General features: G+C 70.0%; 16 protein-coding genes. 5 read left to right on the top strand and 11 right to left on the bottom strand.

All coding sequences use genetic code 11. The annotated features are described in order from the left end of the window. Positions 1 to 17 precede the first annotated feature (17 nt). Both ACFYRX_RS41840 and ACFYRX_RS41835 read right to left on the bottom strand, forming a co-directional pair. Entirely contained in the window at positions 18 to 1,145 is a 1,128-nt protein-coding gene (locus ACFYRX_RS41840) for a sensor histidine kinase (RefSeq protein ID WP_389112009.1), read from the bottom strand. Then, on the bottom strand, positions 1,142 to 1,810 hold the full coding sequence (locus ACFYRX_RS41835; RefSeq protein WP_389112007.1) for a response regulator: 669 nt from the start codon (positions 1,808 to 1,810) through the stop codon (positions 1,142 to 1,144). Before ACFYRX_RS41835 ends, ACFYRX_RS41840 begins: the two co-directional genes overlap by 4 nt. A gap of 198 nt (positions 1,811 to 2,008) precedes the next feature. Here ACFYRX_RS41835 and ACFYRX_RS41830 point away from each other — a divergent pair, with 198 nt between their 5' ends. After that, positions 2,009 to 3,268 carry a DUF418 domain-containing protein gene (locus ACFYRX_RS41830; RefSeq protein ID WP_389112006.1) on the top strand — a complete coding sequence of 420 codons (1,260 nt, stop codon included), beginning with the start codon at positions 2,009 to 2,011 and terminating at the stop codon, positions 3,266 to 3,268. A 500-nt stretch (positions 3,269 to 3,768) separates the two neighbouring features. On the opposite strand, the gene ACFYRX_RS41825 is transcribed toward ACFYRX_RS41830, so the two are convergent. From ACFYRX_RS41825 to ACFYRX_RS41810, 4 genes are all read right to left on the bottom strand, one after another. Next, a complete protein-coding gene (locus ACFYRX_RS41825; RefSeq protein WP_389112162.1) occupies positions 3,769 to 5,253 on the bottom strand; it encodes a UvrD-helicase domain-containing protein in 1,485 nt (494 codons plus the stop codon). Beyond that, positions 5,250 to 5,732, bottom strand: coding sequence for a hypothetical protein (locus ACFYRX_RS41820; RefSeq protein ID WP_389112160.1), 483 nt, complete (start codon positions 5,730 to 5,732; stop codon positions 5,250 to 5,252). Before ACFYRX_RS41820 ends, ACFYRX_RS41825 begins: the two co-directional genes overlap by 4 nt. Beyond that, positions 5,729 to 6,589, bottom strand: a complete 861-nt coding sequence (locus ACFYRX_RS41815; RefSeq protein WP_389112004.1) for a DUF6083 domain-containing protein — start codon at positions 6,587 to 6,589, stop codon at positions 5,729 to 5,731. The genes ACFYRX_RS41820 and ACFYRX_RS41815 overlap by 4 nt, the downstream gene beginning before the upstream one ends. A gap of 168 nt (positions 6,590 to 6,757) precedes the next feature. Continuing rightward, a complete protein-coding gene (locus ACFYRX_RS41810; RefSeq protein WP_389112003.1) occupies positions 6,758 to 7,021 on the bottom strand; it encodes a helix-turn-helix transcriptional regulator in 264 nt (87 codons plus the stop codon). Between the two features lie 178 nt (positions 7,022 to 7,199). On the opposite strand from ACFYRX_RS41810, the gene ACFYRX_RS41805 reads away from it, so the two are divergent. The 3 genes from ACFYRX_RS41805 to ACFYRX_RS41795 all read left to right on the top strand — a co-directional run bounded on the left by ACFYRX_RS41805 (position 7,200) and on the right by ACFYRX_RS41795 (position 9,604). After that, positions 7,200 to 8,264 (top strand): hypothetical protein, encoded by a 1,065-nt coding sequence (locus tag ACFYRX_RS41805; protein WP_389112001.1) that lies wholly within the window; start codon positions 7,200 to 7,202, stop codon positions 8,262 to 8,264. 204 nt (positions 8,265 to 8,468) lie between these two features. Then, entirely contained in the window at positions 8,469 to 9,113 is a 645-nt protein-coding gene (locus ACFYRX_RS41800; RefSeq protein ID WP_389111999.1) for a hypothetical protein, read from the top strand. A 101-nt stretch (positions 9,114 to 9,214) separates the two neighbouring features. Further along, entirely contained in the window at positions 9,215 to 9,604 is a 390-nt protein-coding gene (locus tag ACFYRX_RS41795; protein ID WP_389111997.1) for a hypothetical protein, read from the top strand. 99 nt (positions 9,605 to 9,703) lie between these two features. On the opposite strand, the gene ACFYRX_RS41790 is transcribed toward ACFYRX_RS41795, so the two are convergent. From ACFYRX_RS41790 to ACFYRX_RS41770, 5 genes are all read right to left on the bottom strand, one after another. Beyond that, positions 9,704 to 10,033, bottom strand: a complete 330-nt coding sequence (locus ACFYRX_RS41790) for a deoxyxylulose-5-phosphate synthase (RefSeq protein WP_389111996.1) — start codon at positions 10,031 to 10,033, stop codon at positions 9,704 to 9,706. 170 nt (positions 10,034 to 10,203) lie between these two features. Next, on the bottom strand, positions 10,204 to 10,758 hold the full coding sequence (gene tpg, locus ACFYRX_RS41785; protein WP_389111995.1) for a telomere-protecting terminal protein Tpg: 555 nt from the start codon (positions 10,756 to 10,758) through the stop codon (positions 10,204 to 10,206). Positions 10,759 to 10,764: 6 nt separating this feature from the next. After that, a complete protein-coding gene (gene tap, locus ACFYRX_RS41780) occupies positions 10,765 to 12,867 on the bottom strand; it encodes a telomere-associated protein Tap (protein WP_389111994.1) in 2,103 nt (700 codons plus the stop codon). Positions 12,868 to 13,006: 139 nt separating this feature from the next. Then, a complete protein-coding gene (locus ACFYRX_RS41775) occupies positions 13,007 to 14,173 on the bottom strand; it encodes an IS630 family transposase (RefSeq protein ID WP_389111993.1) in 1,167 nt (388 codons plus the stop codon). A gap of 100 nt (positions 14,174 to 14,273) precedes the next feature. Continuing rightward, entirely contained in the window at positions 14,274 to 14,561 is a 288-nt protein-coding gene (locus tag ACFYRX_RS41770; protein WP_389111992.1) for a hypothetical protein, read from the bottom strand. A 54-nt stretch (positions 14,562 to 14,615) separates the two neighbouring features. Here ACFYRX_RS41770 and ACFYRX_RS41765 point away from each other — a divergent pair, with 54 nt between their 5' ends. Beyond that, a complete protein-coding gene (locus ACFYRX_RS41765; protein ID WP_389111990.1) occupies positions 14,616 to 15,347 on the top strand; it encodes a MerR family transcriptional regulator in 732 nt (243 codons plus the stop codon). Positions 15,348 to 15,583: the final 236 nt, after the last annotated feature.

Raw genomic sequence — 15,583 nt, 5'->3', positions numbered from 1 at the left:
CCGCGCCCGGTCGCACGCTACGCCGGGCGGCTCCCGTGTCCGTGCTCGACGGGGAGTTCCAGACGAACCTCGTAGCCGCCCTCCGCCGTAGGACCGGAGGTGACGGTCCCGCCGAGCAGTGTGGCGCGCTGATGGAGGCCGGCCAGGCCGTGGTGGGCGCTGGGCAGCGGCAGGGCGGGGCGTGCCGAGGCGGTGTTGGTGATGGTGGTGTGCACGGCGCCCTTGCGGTGGCTGACGCGGACGGTCGCGGTCGCCCCGGGGGCGTGTTTGCGGACGTTGGTCAGGGCCTCCTGGACGGTCCGGTAGACGGCACGCTGGACGGTGGGCGGGAGGTCCTGGGGCAGATCGGTCTCCAGTTCCGCCTCGATGCCGCTGCCGTCGACCAGTTGTCGCAGATCGGCGAGCGAGGGTTGCGGTGTGAGCTCGGTGGGGCGGCTGCCGGAGGCGCGCAGCACGCTGACCATGTGCCGCAATTCCTCCAGGGTCCGGACGCTGAGCCGGCGGATGGTGGCGGCGGCCTCTTTGGTGCCGGCGTCCTGGGTGGCCACCTGAAGGGCTCCGGCCTGTACGGCGATGAGGCTGACCTGGTGGGAGACCACGTCATGCATCTCGCGGGCCAGCTGGGCGCGTTCCCTCGCCAGGACGCTCTGGGCGGTCAGCAGCCGTTCGTGCTCGCGGGCTTCGGAGATCTCCGCGAGACGCAGGGACAACTCGCGGCGGGCCTGGACAAGTTGACCGAGGAAGACCGGAGCGGCCGCGGTGGCCAGGGTGTAGGTGAAGTGGATCAGGCTGTAGGTGTCGGAGAGATCGTCGGAGTTTACGTCGGTCCACGGCCAGGGCAGGAAGTCGCAGACCGTGAAGGCCATGGCGCACCCGGCGAGCAGGGCGCGATGGCGGCTGAGCGAGGAGAGCGTGTACAGCGCGGCCAGCGTGGCGAACACCGCGTCGGTGACCGCGGCGGCCGGCAGCGTGAGGGCCAATGTCGCCAGCGGCAGGCTCCGGCGCAGTGCGAGAGCGGCAGTCGCCAGCAGGGCGCAGGTGAAGGCCAGCCGTTCCTCGGTGTCGACGTTGGCCCACAGGTCGGCCAGGGAGGCCCCGATGAGGACTGCGTCTGCCGCCAGGCCGCGACGGTTGTGAGGGCTCACGGGCCGTCCCCGTTCCTGGCCGGCCTCAGCAGTCCGGCGCGCTCCGCGATCAGCGCGGCCTGGACGCGGCTGCTCACCTCCAACTTGCCGAAGACCGTGCTGACATGGCCTTTCACCGTGCCGACGCTCAGGTGCAGGCGGTCGCCGATGTCGGAGTTGGCGAGCCCTTCGGCCATGAGGAGGAGGACGCTGCGTTCGCGGCCGGTCAGTCGGGCGGTGAGGCGCGCCGCGGCAGGTTCGGCGGCCCCGCTGTCCAGGTAGCCGTCCACCACCGTGCGGGTCACCGCGGCGGACAGCACCGTGTCGCCGTCGGCCAAGGCGGCTACCAGGAGGGGCAGTTGTTCGGGGTCGGTGTCCTTCAGCAGGAAGCCGGCCGCCCCGGAGCGCAGCGCGGTGGCCACGTATTCATCGGTGTCGAAGGTGGTGAGCATGGCCACCACGGGCGGGTCCGGCCTGCGGCGGAGCTCGCCCAGGACGGTGAGGCCGTCGACGTCTGGCATCCGGATGTCCAGCAGGACGACGTCCGGCCGTAAATCACCCACGGCCCGGACGGCTTGTCCACCGGACACCGCCGCCACGACCTCGATGCCCTGCGCGGCGTTCAGGATGTGTGTGAAGCCCGTGCGGACGAGTGCCTCGTCGTCAACCACCACTACCCGGATCACGTGCACTCCGCCTCTCGCATGTCAGTCAATTCGATAGGTAGCACGCAAATAGGCCAGCGTCTGCAACGGGATACTTCTCCCTGCCGTCGGCCACGTGGTCACCGGCCGTTCGGCGGGGGCGATTTCGGCCGACTGGACGGGGTGCTTCGGAAAGGCGCCGGGTGGGCTGCACGGTGCCTTGCGCGAAGCCTTGATCACATGACTGACGCTGCATCAGCGGCAACGGCACACCAAGCGGTGCTGCCGTCGCCAAAATCCGCTCCCTCGAACGTCACCCCGCCGTCGACCGGCCGGTTGATCGGCATCGACCTGGCCCGCGGGCTCGCGGTCCTCGGCATGTACTCCGCCCACGTCGGCCCCGATGTGAGCGTGGGCGGGCCGGTGGGGTTCCTCCTGGAAACGGCCCGCGGCCGCTCCTCCGCCCTCTTCGCCCTGCTCGCCGGCTTCTCCCTGGTCATCATCACCGGCCGCCCGCACCCCCGTACCGGACGTGCCGGCCGTAGGGCGGCGGCCAGGATCGTGATCCGCGTGCTGGTTCTGCTGGTCCTCGGCTACTGCCTGACCGCCCTGGACACCGAGGTCGACGTGATCCTCAGCTTCTACGCTCTGCTCTTCTTGGTCGTTCTCCCGCTGTACCGGCTGCGGGCCTCAACGCTCGCGCTCATCGCCGTCGCAGGGGCGCTGATCCTGCCCCAAGTCCTCTACGTCATCAGGAAGTCGGCCGAGGAGGGTGGCTGGGCGGACGCGTTCGTCTCCCTCGATCCGCTGGCTCGCCTCACCGGCACGGACGGACTCGTCGAGCTGCTGTTCACCGGCGAGTACCCGGTCCTGACCTGGATGCCGTTCCTGATCGCGGGCATGGCTGTGGCCCGGCTCGACCTCACCCGGCCCGGCATCCGCACCCGGCTGGCCGCCGCCGGCGGCGCGCTCGCACTGCTCGGCTACGGCGGCTCCTGGCTGGCCCTGCGCCTGGCCCCGCACGCCCTCGCCACCATCGCGGCCGCCACGGACGGCGGTTCGGCATCCTCGGCATGGTGGTCCGACACCGTCGGCGAACCCGAGGACAGCACGCCCCTCGCCTGGCTGCTGGTGGCCGCACCGCACAGCCAGACCACCTTCTCCATCCTCGGCAACACAGGCATCGCACTCCTGGTGGTCGCTGTATGCCTCACGGTCGCCGACCGGATGCCGCGCCTGACCCGGATCGCCACACCCGTCTGGGCCGTCGGCATGCTGGCCCTGACCGCCTACGTCCTGCACATCGTCGCCATCTGGCTGCTCACCGATGTCTGGTACGTCGCCGCCATCGAGGACGAGACCATGTCCGGGCTGCCCGTCCTGCTCGGCTTCATCGCAGCCGCCATGCTGCTGGCAACCCTCTGGACCCGACGGTTCCGGCGCGGCCCACTGGAGTCCGTGCTGAACGCCGCCACCCGGCCCGCACGCCACATGAAATAGAGGAAGCGGTGAACGGCTCCCCCACCACGGAGCGGAGTTTCAGGCAGCGCCAGACCATCCCTGACCCTGCTAGCTGCAGCAGCTGCAACGCCCGCCCGGTCAACTCCGCCTGCACGGCGGCCGGTCGAGGACGGCCTCTGCCCGCAACAAACGGTCCGCCTGCCCGCCGGGCTCGTGGGCGCCCGCCGGAAGGCCTGCGTCTCTGCTGCCGCTTCAGCGGCGTGTACCGCGGTGCCTGGTCGTAAGGGAGCTCACCACGCGACGACCGCCGACGATCCCCGGTCCTCGTGGCGGCCCTGATCGCACCGGCGGGCTAGTGGCATCGCTGTGCTCGCCGACGCGAGGACCGGGGAGGAGACGGAATGAGAGGAGGAAGATCAGCCGGACCGGGCCTCTCGGTGCGGCCCCCCGATCCCGCCCGCTCGGTAACCGTCGTGCCCGTCCGCTCCGCCCTGCACCTCAGGCGAAAGCACTGCGCACCCAGAGGCCGCCCTGTGTGATCACTGCGGTGGGCGAGGGCTGGCCAAGACGCCTTCCGGATGCTCATCGATCCAGGACAGGCCGCCAAGGTCGAGGCGGTGCCGGGTGCGGGTGACAGCTACGTAGGCCAGGCATGCCTCCTTGTCATCGATTCGGCGGGGCGTCCCCGCATCCGTACTGCCCGGCGGACCGTCGGCCGGCGGCGGGGTGAAGTCGTCGGCGATTTTCACCTGCGGCCATTCACGGCCTTTGGCCTTGTGCGCGGTGGAGACGGTTACCTCGGCCCGGTCCTCGGGGGCGAGATGGGCAACGGCGGCCAGGATGGCGTCGGCACCGTGGGTGTCCACCAGGTCGACCAGGGGTTGCAGGTCGCGTCCGGCGGGGTCGTGGGCGGCATAGTCCTGCAAGTCGCCCCAGGTGGTGAACAGGACCAGTTCGGGGTGGGTGGTGCGCCGTCCTTCTTTGAGGTCGCGGGCGGCCAGAGCCAGGGCGCGCAGGCTGTCTCCTCCCCCGGCCAGTGCGACCCGGTGTCCGCCGGACAGCAGCTCCATGATCTGGGCCATAGCTCCGACGTTGGTGCGGCACAGCACCGCGTCGGGCCGGGTGACGGGGCCGAGTTCGGTGGGCACGGTGTCGGCGCCGGTGAGACGGATGGGGGCGTCGGCCAGGTGCAGCCAGCGGTTGGCTTCCTCGGCGAGGCGGGGGCCGAAGCGGAAGGACCGTGACAGGGCGAGCTGGGTGCCGTCGAAGCCGGTCATGACGTCTTTGGCGCCGCGCCAGTGGTAGATGGCCTGAGCGGAGTCGCCGACCATGACCAACTGGGCGTGCTCGCGTTGGGCGAGGAAGATCTGTTCGACGACGGGGTTGGTGTCCTGGGCCTCGTCGAGGAGCAGGAAGTCGGCGTCGATCTTCGGTTGGGTGAGGGCCCAGATTTTCAGGTAGTGGTCGTGGTCGAAGCGGACGGCGCCGTCGTCGTCGGGGTGTTGCAGGTCCGTCCAGGCTTTGCGGGCGAACGGGACGATGTGGGCGGCGAGTTGCGTGTGCAGGGTGGGCTCTTCCAGGCCGCGCAGGTGCGGGATGTGATGGCGGGTGATCGTCGCGTCGGCGGTGTGGCAGAAGCGGGCCACGGTGCGCAGGGTGAGGTAGGAGAGGGTCTTTTGGGACAGGTCGCGTTCGCCGATGCGGATGGCTTTGGTGATACCGAGGGCTTGTCCGGTCTGCCAGGCGGGGCGGCGGGGGGCGTTGAGTCGGCGGGTGTAGCGGTGGCCGACGGCAGCGTAGGCCAGCGCGTGGGCGGTCTTGCACAGGACGCTTTTGGGGAAGCGCGCGGTGGCGTCCTGGGCGATGGCCCGGTTGTAGGCGAGGTAGCGGCCGCGGCGCTGGGTGGCGTGGGCGAGCTGGGCCAGGGTGGTGGTCTTGCCGGTGCCTGCGCCGGCTTGCAGGGCCAGGTGGTGGCCGGCGTGGAAGGCGTCGGCCGCGGCGGCCTGTTCGTCGGTCGGGTTCAGCACGGCGCGGCTCCGGGAGTGCGGGTCAGGGCGTGCCCGACAGCCGCGATGAGGTGGGCGGGGGTGGTGTGGGCGAGCAGTTGCTGCAGGGCCCGGTCGAGGCGGTCGGCCTCGTCGCTGGCGTGCTGGGCCATAGCCCGGTGAACGGCCAGTTCCACGAAGAGTTGGGGTGTCTGTGCTGCGCGGTCGGCCGCTGCCCTGAGGGCGGTGTGCACGGCTGGCGGGAAGGCGACGTTGAGCAGAATCTTGCCGCTTCGGTCGGGGTAGTGCGTGGCGATGACGTCGATGGGCAGCCGGGTGCCGATCCGGCGGCGCAGTCGGGTGAGAGCCTTTCCCGGGCTCTTGGCGCGTACGACGGTCATGAGCCGGGTGGCGTCGTGGTTGGCGGCGAGCGGCATCGTGCGGGCGGCGTGATGGAGTTCGGCCGCGGTAAGGGGGCGGGTCAGGGTGATTTCCAGGGCGTGGTGCGGCATCGTCAGCCCCTTTGTCCTTGGTGCGCCGGGTGTGGGAGGCGGGTGCGGATATGGGTGGCGTGCAGGAGGGGGTCGAAGACTTGCCAGCTGGCCAGAGCCAGATCGGGGGCGCTCGCGGCGGTGGCGTGGACGGAGCAGCGTTGGCTGCGCCAGCGGAGTTGCTCGGCGTAGGGCAGGTGGGTGAGGTCGTAGAGGGCCATCAGTGTGTCGGGCAGGGTGAGTTGGCCGCGGCGGAGTCCTGAAGCCGCCAGTGTCCAGCGTCCGGCGGGCCGCTGAGGTGTCAGGACCTGCTGGGAACAGCGGTGGCGGTGGCGGGTCTGGGCGACGCAGCGGATGGCGTCCAGCGGTCCGGGAGCGAGGTAACGGACCAGCAGGATCCGCACGATCGGGTGGCCGGGGCGTGAGGAGTCGTCGGGTAGGGGGCTGACGACGGGCGGCGGCGCGGGGTGGAAGGCCCCGGTGTCGATCAGTCGGCGGGTCTGCACGGCGAGTTGGCGACGAGCTGCTTCCAGGGGTGGGCTGAGGAGGCAGGCGGGGGTGCGGGCGGGGCAGAGGACGGCGTGCGGGATGCGGCACCAGGCGCTGCCGTCGCCGTGCGGGTGGGCGATGCCGCCGCTCAAGTGCCAGCGGCAGGACGCAGGGACGTGGGCGGCGGCCAGTTCGGCGGGGTGCAGGGCGACGGTCCGCTGGTCGGTGCTCTGGTAGAGGTCGAGGCGGTGACTACAGCGGCGGCAGCGGCCTCTGCCGCCGGCGCGCAGCAGTCGGCCGGGGCTGGTGGGGGCCACCCGCAGGGGACGGGGACGGTGGCTGATGCGCGGGCTGCCGTCCCAGTGACAGCCCGGCGAGGAGGGCGTGGGGCACATGGCGGCCACCGTGCCAGGCGACACGCGGGGATGAGTCGCGTGTCGGCGGGCATGTCCCACGGCCGGCCCAACATCTTCGAACACATGGACCACAGTTCGGCCGGGCGTTTGACGCCTGCTCGCCGGTTCGGGTGATTCGGAATCGCGCACCCCTCGGAGGCGAAGGGGTCAGGAGCCGGGCGTGCCGGGCGGGGTGTGGTTGTCGCAGAGGGCGCTCAGCAGGTGTTCCATGGGCACGTCGAAGGTGTGGGCGAGGGCGTGCCAGGTGGTGACGCTGCCGGTGGTGCGGCCGTGTTCGAGGTCGATGAGGGTGCGCCTGGCCAGGCCGCTGCGGTCGGCGAGTTCGTCGAAGGTCCAACCGCGCGCGGCCCGCAGGCGCGCGAGCGCGACGCGCAGCCCGGCGGGGTCGGCATCTGGCGGCAAGATCGTCACTCCACCATCCGACGGTGCAGACCCCTGCCCCGTCAGTGCGGGTTCCTGCACTTTCCGTCGGGGCAGGAGTGACGCTCGCTCGCAGTGCGAGGATCTGCACTACCGTGCGTGCGTCCTGGGTGCTTCCAGGCGGAGCACCCGCCACAGCGGCACGAACAGCAAGGAGGGCAACGGGCCGATGAGGCTTGCCGGCGCGCATGCCGCAGTGCGGCGCATCTGGACGGTGGAACTGCGTGCACGGGCGGGCGGCCCGAGTCTCGTCTGCCCTCACTGCGTCGCCCGCACTCGTCCCCTCAAGGCCGCCTCCGCACGGTCCGCCGCCCTGGCCCACCTGGCCTGCCACGCGCGTACCGACGCGCTGCCCGGGCATCTGCGCACCTGTCAGTGCCGGGCACGGGGGTGCTCCTGGCATCCGCGTCACCGCGGCTGCGACGGGCCGGTGCTGCTTGCCCTCACCCGCGACCGCACGGGCCGGGTATGGCGGCTCGCCGACACCTGCGCGGCCTGCGCGGCTGCAACCAGCAGCACCGCGGTCGTGCCGGACACGCTGCTCGGTCCACGCCCGCCGCGTCCGGCGGCCCGCACAACTCGCCCCGCATGCTCGGCCCGCCCCTTGGGGCCGGCCGAGCGGACGAGGGTGCGGGAGATGCTCACCTATCTGGCCACCGCGCTGCCCCGGTTCACCTCTCCCGCCGCCCGGTTGCTGGCCCTGCAGTGCGCACTGCGCTGCGACACCCACGGGCAGGCCCGTCTGCCGGCCGGCCTCTTGCACGGCATGCGTCTGCGCGGGCACCGGGAGATGTGGGAGGAACTCGCCCAGGCCGGCTGGCTGGTACTCCCGGACCTCCGGCCGACACCGGTCACCGTGCAATTGCTCGACGCGACGGTCCTGGGCCAGCCTGCCGGCCGCCGCGCCCGCCACCGGGCCGCACACTGGGCGCTGCGGCCCGCGCCGCTACTGCTGCCGCCCGCCGCGCCTCTCGCCCTGCGGCTGACCGCCCTGGTACTGGCCGCACACTCTTCCGCCCACACCGAGCACGGCACCGACATGGACGTCCTCGCCCGCCTGTGCGGGCACTCCCCGCAGCAGACCGGGGAACTCTTCGACCGGCTGGTGGCCACCCTCACGCTGAAGGCCTGGTCCCACAACCGGGAGACCGATGAGGTGGTGTGGCAGCTGGCCCCGGCCATGGAAGCAACGCAGTCCCTCACGGCGCTCCAGACGCCAGGCACCGCCGTCTGAAAGCGGGCAGTGAGCAGAAGACAGCTTCGGGAGGAACCATCGGCTCCACCTTCCGTACTATCTCTACGCCAAGGCATGCACGGCAGTTCGGCATCACGTCACGCCGCCGGCATCAACTCACGCGGCAACGCTGTTCCAGCACGGCTTTTCCAGCCAGCTCCGCAGCACAAGGCCGCACACCATCCCCAAGGAAAGGCCAGCACCATGCCCCGCTCCCCCGCTGCCACCACCGAATTGACATCGGGCTACATCGCCCAGGTGAACGGCGACCTTGAGCGCAATGCCGAGGAACAAGAACGCCTTCGCGCGGACATCGCCTCGCTGCAGGAACAGTTGACCGCGCTGAAGCAGGACCACACCGTGCTGGTCAACATGCAGACAGCTCTCGGTGTCACGCAGACACCGGCCGGGCTCACGGCCACACCCGAGAGCACTGCAGCACCCGCCTCCCGGCGGCGCGCCACTGCCGAGCCGGGCGGCAGGCAGAAGACCCGCAAGACCGCAGACTCAGGGCCCACGACAGCAAAGAGGCCGGCCGCCAAAAAGCCTGCCTCCACCGCTGCAGTCGGCGCGAAGACAACTCAGCCCACCCTGGTGGAACTCATCCGCCGCCACCTCGTCGAGCAGAGCGAACCGCGTTCCGCTGCGGAAATCGCCGTCGCACTCGGCCAGGCCCATCCCGAGCGCGAAATCAAGACCAAGGTCGTGCGCATCACGCTCGAAGGCCTCGTGGCCAAGAGCCACGCTCAGCGCGCCAAGCAGGGTGCCTCGGTCTTCTACACCGCCCCCGACGCGCCGCAGCCGGCGGCTGCGTCTCACACTGGCGAGCAGCCCGACGGCACCGCATAGGCTGCGCAGAAACCAGGTCGAAGCAGCCGGACTGTCACCAGAGAGGCGCTGGAGTTGTCACACATGGCCGATCGCCGGTCTTCCTGTCACCGGGGCGCAATGTGACTCGCGACGACCTCATCGCCATGCTCCGCGAACAGACCCCGGCATGCGGGCCTGCACGTAACGCCTTGATCGCCGGGGCTGACTTCGTCGTCTGGGAGGGCCTGGTCCCGGCGAACCGGCACGCGGGCGTCTTCCGGGGGCGAATGCGCCGCTCCTTGAGGCGTGGCCACACGATCGATGGCCTGGCCGACAGCGTCGACATCCTTCGGCGAGCCGGGGAAGAGCCGCTTCGTACCGGATCCATCGACGCGGTGGACAGGTCGTCCTGGTTCACGATCTTCCTGGACTCCACGGCGACAGTAGTGGTGGCCTGCTGCGGCGGACGCCGACCCGCCACCATGGAGTCGGCCGACACCCCCGAGTCCGGTGCCCAACCTCGCAGGTGACAACAAGCCTGTCTATATGACAACTATCGCGCTTCGGCTCATGTGGTTGTGACTGAGTGCTTCAGTTGGCCAGTTGAGCATGTGGCCCCAGACCGTCCGTCACCCCACGTCCCGCCGGATGAGCGCGTGCGCGATCGGCTCGCCACTGCGCTGCGCGTACGTCATCCGTTCGCGTACCTCACGCAAGGTCCGGGGGCGGTATCCAGGCCCGCCGCAGCAGCTCTTGTGGAACCCCACGCCGGCGTTCAGCAGCACCGTCAGTGTTCGCCACGCCGCGACATCGCGCCGTCGGGGCGCGGCGAACGCCGAACCTGCGTGGATCAGCGGCTGCGCACAACGGGGACAGGTTCGCTGTCGTGTTCTGTCGTAGGGCTGTTTGTAGGAGGCCCGGCAAGAGAGGCAGACGTACGAGGTCTTCGCATGAGCCATGGGCTCAACCCTAGAGATCTCCCTGGGAGTCAACCAACGAATTGAACGGATCGAGAGGCCAGGCAGGAGCCGGCACGCCTTCCAGGCTCAACTGGCCAACTCGAACGCTCGCTCGCCAACTGAAGCACTCAGTCACAGTGGTCCGGTTTCCGCGAAAGGCACCGCCACGGTCAGTAGTCGACGTCGAGGTAGTCGATATCGGTGAAGTCCACCAGCAGGCCGTGAGCGCGCCGCCCGCGGTCTTTGAAGTAGAGGTCCTGAAGTCCTTCGGCGACGATGTCCTGGAGCTGCTGCTCGGTGGCTCCGGCTGCGTGGGCGTCGAAGAGGCGGGCGGCGTAGGCCGGGGGCAGGCCCTGGGTGATGGGCCGCAGCCGCGGGTCGTCGGTGGTGCCCGGGGCGGCGGTGAACCCGAAGCATGCCCGGGTGTCGATGTAGATGCCGCCGGTCGTGGCGGCCTGCTTTTTCGCCCGGTCGCGTACGCGGGGCTGCCACCGTTTACGGATCTCGTCGGCGAGCCGCTCCGCGAGGTGGCGGCGGGGCTGCTTGAGCTGTCCTGTGAGGTAGCGCTCGACAGTGCGCTGGGTGATGCCCAGCAGGTCGGCTGCGGCCTTGGTGCCCTTGGCCTGTTTCACCAGGTACTGCATCTGTTTCTGGGCCGACTTCGGCATGGGGCGGGTGAAGTGTGCGGTGTCGGCCTTGTCGAGACTGTCAGCGAGGATGCCCACCGGTGTCTACTCCCCTGCGTCCGGGCCGGAGACAATGCCGGTCTTGATGTGCCGGGCGATGTTTACGTCCGGACCGTGCTCCTCCATCAGGCCCTCGGCCCACAGCACGCTCTGGGTGCCCTCGTGTTTGACCATGCCGGGTGAGACACCGAGCCGGAAGCCGCCGGGCATGGGCTTGCCGTCCTTGTAGGGCAGGAAGTCGAGCGGGCTGGGGCCGTCGGAGGCGTACACGGCGCAGTCGGAGAGGATCGCGACTGGGTACAGGTCGGCGTGGGTGGCGAGCTTGAGCATCTTGCGGTGCATGTTGGTGCGGGCGTTGGCGATGACCGCGGCGCGGATGTCGGGGCGCCAGGTGGGGCGTGCGAGGGCGGGCCAGGGCTCACCGGGCCGCCAGCCGCCGCTGCGGGCGCGCTCGCGCAGTTTGCCGATGCCTCCCTTGACGGTGGCCTTGATGGCGCTGAGCACTGCGGCAAGGACGGGATCGGTGTGCTGGTGGCCGACCATCGCGGCCAGGTACTGCTCCTCGGGCATGCCCGAGGTGATGCCGACGTCGGCCATGGTGGCGATGTAGGCGTCGCGCAGCCGGGTGTACCAGGCGTCGAGGTAGGGGCCGTGCTCGTAGCGCACGTAGGCCTCAAGGGGATTCACGGAGTAGCCGAGTTCGACCGCGTAGGCGACGGTCGGGGTGGCGTACCAGGCCGGCCCTGTGGGGTGTTCGCCGTGTGGGGTGAAGGGGCTGGGCAGGCGTTCATCGAAGGTGATGTGGGAGAGGTCGACCAGCCAGGAACCGGGCAGTTTCGCGTCGAAGGCCGGGCGGTGGACGTGGACGGGGGCGGAGAGGCCGACGGTGAGACGGTTGGCGGCCGCGGCGAAGGCCATGTTGACGTCGATGCCGACGACGTGGGGCTTCATGCATTCCGCGTCCGTCAGCGGGCGAGCCCACTGGTAGGCCTCTTCGTCCAGCACCTGGTCGGGGGTGCGCTGGTGGAAGCGGGGATACAGGGCGGCGACTGTCGGGTGTCCGTCGGGGGCCTCGGGCGGGGCGCACTCCACGGGCTCGCTCAGCGAGCCGGGCATCGTCCCGGAGACCCAGCTGCCGGTGGCCGGGTCCTTGACCGCGCGGGTGGGCGGGCGCAGCGCGGTCATCAGCTCCAGTCCGGTGACGGCGGTGGAGCCGCACGGGGTGAGCACGCGGGTGGCGTAGGTGCCCAGCAGGCGGGCGAGTTCGGCCGGCGGCAGCTGGTCGGCTGTCCCCCAGGCGCGGGTGTCGAGGGCTCTCCAGGGCACGACGGCGAACTGCACGCACTGGCGGCGGGTGCTGTCGGCCGTGCGGTAGACCCGCGCCCACGGCCCGAAGCCACGCTTCGTCAACTTCCACCGCGCCGTGGCGAGTTGCTTGAGCACCGGGTGGCCGTCGGGCAGGCGTAGGCCGCGCCGGTCCTCCAACACGGGCGGCAGCCCGAGGCGCTGGACGGCGGAGGCGGTCAGCACGATCAGCGGGTCGGCGTCCTTGCCCGAGCGGTGCAGACGCGCAGCACCCAGCTTTGCCTCGCCCAGCGCCCAGCCGACCAGCGCCGGAAGGTCGGTGAGCGGGCAGTCGAGCACCAGGTCGCCCGCGCCGTAGGCCCTGCCGTCGCCGTCCACGACGGCAAGCGGCCCATGGGCGAAGCGTGCCTCGGCTGCAGGCACGGCCGCCGTCTTCCTGGCGACTGGTGTGTGTGCCGTCATCGACTGGGCGGGGGCAGCCGGGCCTTCCGCGGGCAGGACGGACGACGTGGGTGTTTCCGGCTGTGAGATGACGGTCGGGCCGGTACGAGGTGCTGACGCCGAGCCAGAGAGCGGCTGAGGAGCGGAGAAGCGTTCAGCGAGGCCGTCGAGGAGGCGGATGTAGGCGGCCCGTACGGGAAGGCGCGGCTCGGTACGGCCTGCCTCCCAGCCGGTCACCGTCTCGCGTCGCACGTTCAGCGCCTTCGCGACCTGGTCCTGGCTCAGGCCCGCAGCCTCGCGCAGCCGCTTGCGTTCGGCGGGGACCGGCAGGGCATCCGGTGCCGCCGCCTGCTCCAAGAGGGCATCGACGGATGCGAAGAGCCCGTTCTGCTCGTTGGACACGACAGTCACCTCCGCCACCACACTACACGGAACGCACATCAGATCACACGTCAAACACACATGGAATGTGCATTATTGAGGAGAAGGCGCCCAGTATTCGTCACTTAGTGGTCGGCGTTGTAAGTCCTTCGAGGGTTGATCAAGTTGCCAGGGCGGCGGAGGATTCTTCTGGGCGATCGGCGATGTGCCGGTCGAGCCTGGCCAGCAGATCGTCCAGGTCGGAGGTGGTGAACTTCCACTGGAACGGCTGTGCCGTGGCGTTGTAGCGGTCTTCGAAGATTCGGAGCCGGTCGGTGACCTCATTGAGGTCTGTGAAGTCGTTGGGCGTCACAACCTTGCGCTGCACGACGGAGAAGAAGATCTCCACCTGGTTCAACCAGGAGGCGTGCACCGGGGTGTGGACCAGGACCGCGTTCGGGAACGCGGCCGACAGCCGAGCTGCGGCCTTCTTCCCGCGGTGGGAGGAGCCGTTGTCGACGACCCAGAACACTCGCTTCGCGCTCGCGTAGGGCTCCTGGCTCATGACCTGGGTGACCAGGTTCATGAACGGTTCGATGCCGGTGGTCTTCTCGCAGCGGCCGGACACCTGCGCGGCGTGGACGTCGTAGGCGGCAAGGTAGGCCAGCGCACCGCCGCGCCCGTAGGTGTGGTTCACGCGCATCGCGCGGGCCCGCCCCGGTGGGAGGGTCGGATGGCAACGGCAGCGGGCCTGGACAGAGGTCTTCTCGTCGGCGCTGATCACGTACTCGTCCGCGTCCAGGGGCTCGCCCTGCCAGGTGCGGACGTACAAGTCCAGCACCCGCTGGGCCTTGGCGCGGAAGTCCGGGTCGGTGATGAAGATCCAGGACTGGTACTGCCAGGGTTTGAGCGCGTCCCGGCGGAGCCAGCGGCGCACCGTGGACGCCGAGATGCTGTCTGTGATGCCACGTGCGGTCAGCTCGGCTGCCAATTCCGGGCACGACCACCGCGACAGCGGCACGCCGGTCTCGGCCGGTAACTGGCAGGCCAGGGCCTTGGTCTCCGCGACTTGCACGGGGGTGAACCGGGCGGGGCGACCAGAGCGTTTGCGGTCGGCCAGGGCCGGCAAGCCGCCGTGGGCGAACCGGCCCCGCCATGTCCGCACCGTGTCCACGTGCAGGCGGGTCTCGGCGGCGATACGGGCGTTGGAGCGTCCCCTGGCCGCGTGCAGCACAATCTGCGCGCGCATCCGGGCCTGGTGCGCGGTCTTGTGGCCGTAGGCCGCCTTCTTCAGCCGGTGCCGGTCGGAGGCGGTCAGGACGATCGGGCAGGCGCTGGCAGCAGGCAAGGAGGGCAACGGTCAATCTCGGGAGGGGCATTCAGGACGTTCAGGCACCGACCGCGGCCCGAATTCCGTGGCCGCACGACCGCTGCGACTGGTCAGATCCTCAATCTCGATGCCCGTGGGTCGGTGCCTTCAGCAGTCGCTCCAGCTCGTGCCCGGCCTCGTCGTACCCGGCGTCGGCGATCCGTTGCAGCTCGCGCAGGTCGCCGGCCGCGGCCGCGCGTTGAGTGAGCAGGAACCCGGCGTGCAGTGATCCCTCGTCCAACAGCTCGCTCAGCTCACCGAGGTCGCCGGCTGCGTCGGCAAGGTCGGCCAACCGGTCCAGAGCGGTCTCGTTGCCCTCGTCGGCCAGCTCGCGCAGGGTCTCCCGATCGATGTTCGTGTTCGCCATGACCTCATGCTGCAACCCTGCCCTAGGGGAAAGGTCAAGTGGGACGATGCCCGGGTGATCACCATCGGGCAGTTGGCAAGGTATGTCGGCGTTTCGACCAAGACCATTCGCGTCTATCACGACAAGGTCCTGCTCCCCGAGCCCGACCGCGATGCCTCCGGGTACCGGCGCTACGGCGCGAACGATGCCATCGACCTGATCAAGATCCGCACCCTCGCCGAGGCCGGCGTCCCCCTGGCCCGGATCCGCGACCTGAGATCAGCGACCGACAGAGAGTTCCAGCACGCGTTGGGCGAGATCGACGACGAGCTCACCGCCCGCATCCATAGCCTGCGGGCAACGCAAGGGCGCCTGCGCCAGCTCGCCGCAGGGCGGCTGGCACAGTTGCCCGCCGACATCGGTAGCCACCTGGAGGACCTGGTCCGCTGGGGGTTCTCCCCCCGTTGGGTGGATCTGCAACGCGACCTGTGGATCCTCGTGTTCGCCACGCACCCAGACCAGGCGATCACATTGTTCCAGGACCAGACCGAGACCCTGGCTAACCCCGCGCTGCGGGAGCTCTTCCTCGCCTACGACGACGCGCACGACCTCGACGCCGACGATCCCCGCATCGACGACCTTGCCCACCGGATCACCGAGGCGACCCGAGAACGGTACGGGCGCAACGCACCGCCCGCGCTGGATGCAGCTTCCGAAATCCCCGCCCTCATCCAGAGCACGGTTAACACAGCGTCCCCGGCATGGCAAAGACTCGACACACTCATCCATGCACAACTGGATACGTGACTCGACGCTGGGGACCAGAGCCCCGGCTCACGCGCGGAAATCAGTCAGAGCGGGACGCGAACCGCAGGACAACCCTTGCCGACGTGGCGCTAGATCGCCCGTCACACCTCGGCCCCCCACGTCAACCCCCGAAGGACTTCGAGCGCCGACCACCTAGCGAAACCCCCTCTCCACGCCTGATCGCAGGCGCTTTATCGTCCAGGCCTGACCGTTCCGGATTGGCGCCGCGCGACCAG

It is taken from the genome of Streptomyces sp. NPDC005374 (assembly GCF_042872225.1).
Taxonomy (GTDB): domain Bacteria; phylum Actinomycetota; class Actinomycetes; order Streptomycetales; family Streptomycetaceae; genus Streptomyces.
Note: the sequence above shows the minus strand (reverse complement) of the source record. Positions and strands in the feature narration are given on the sequence as shown.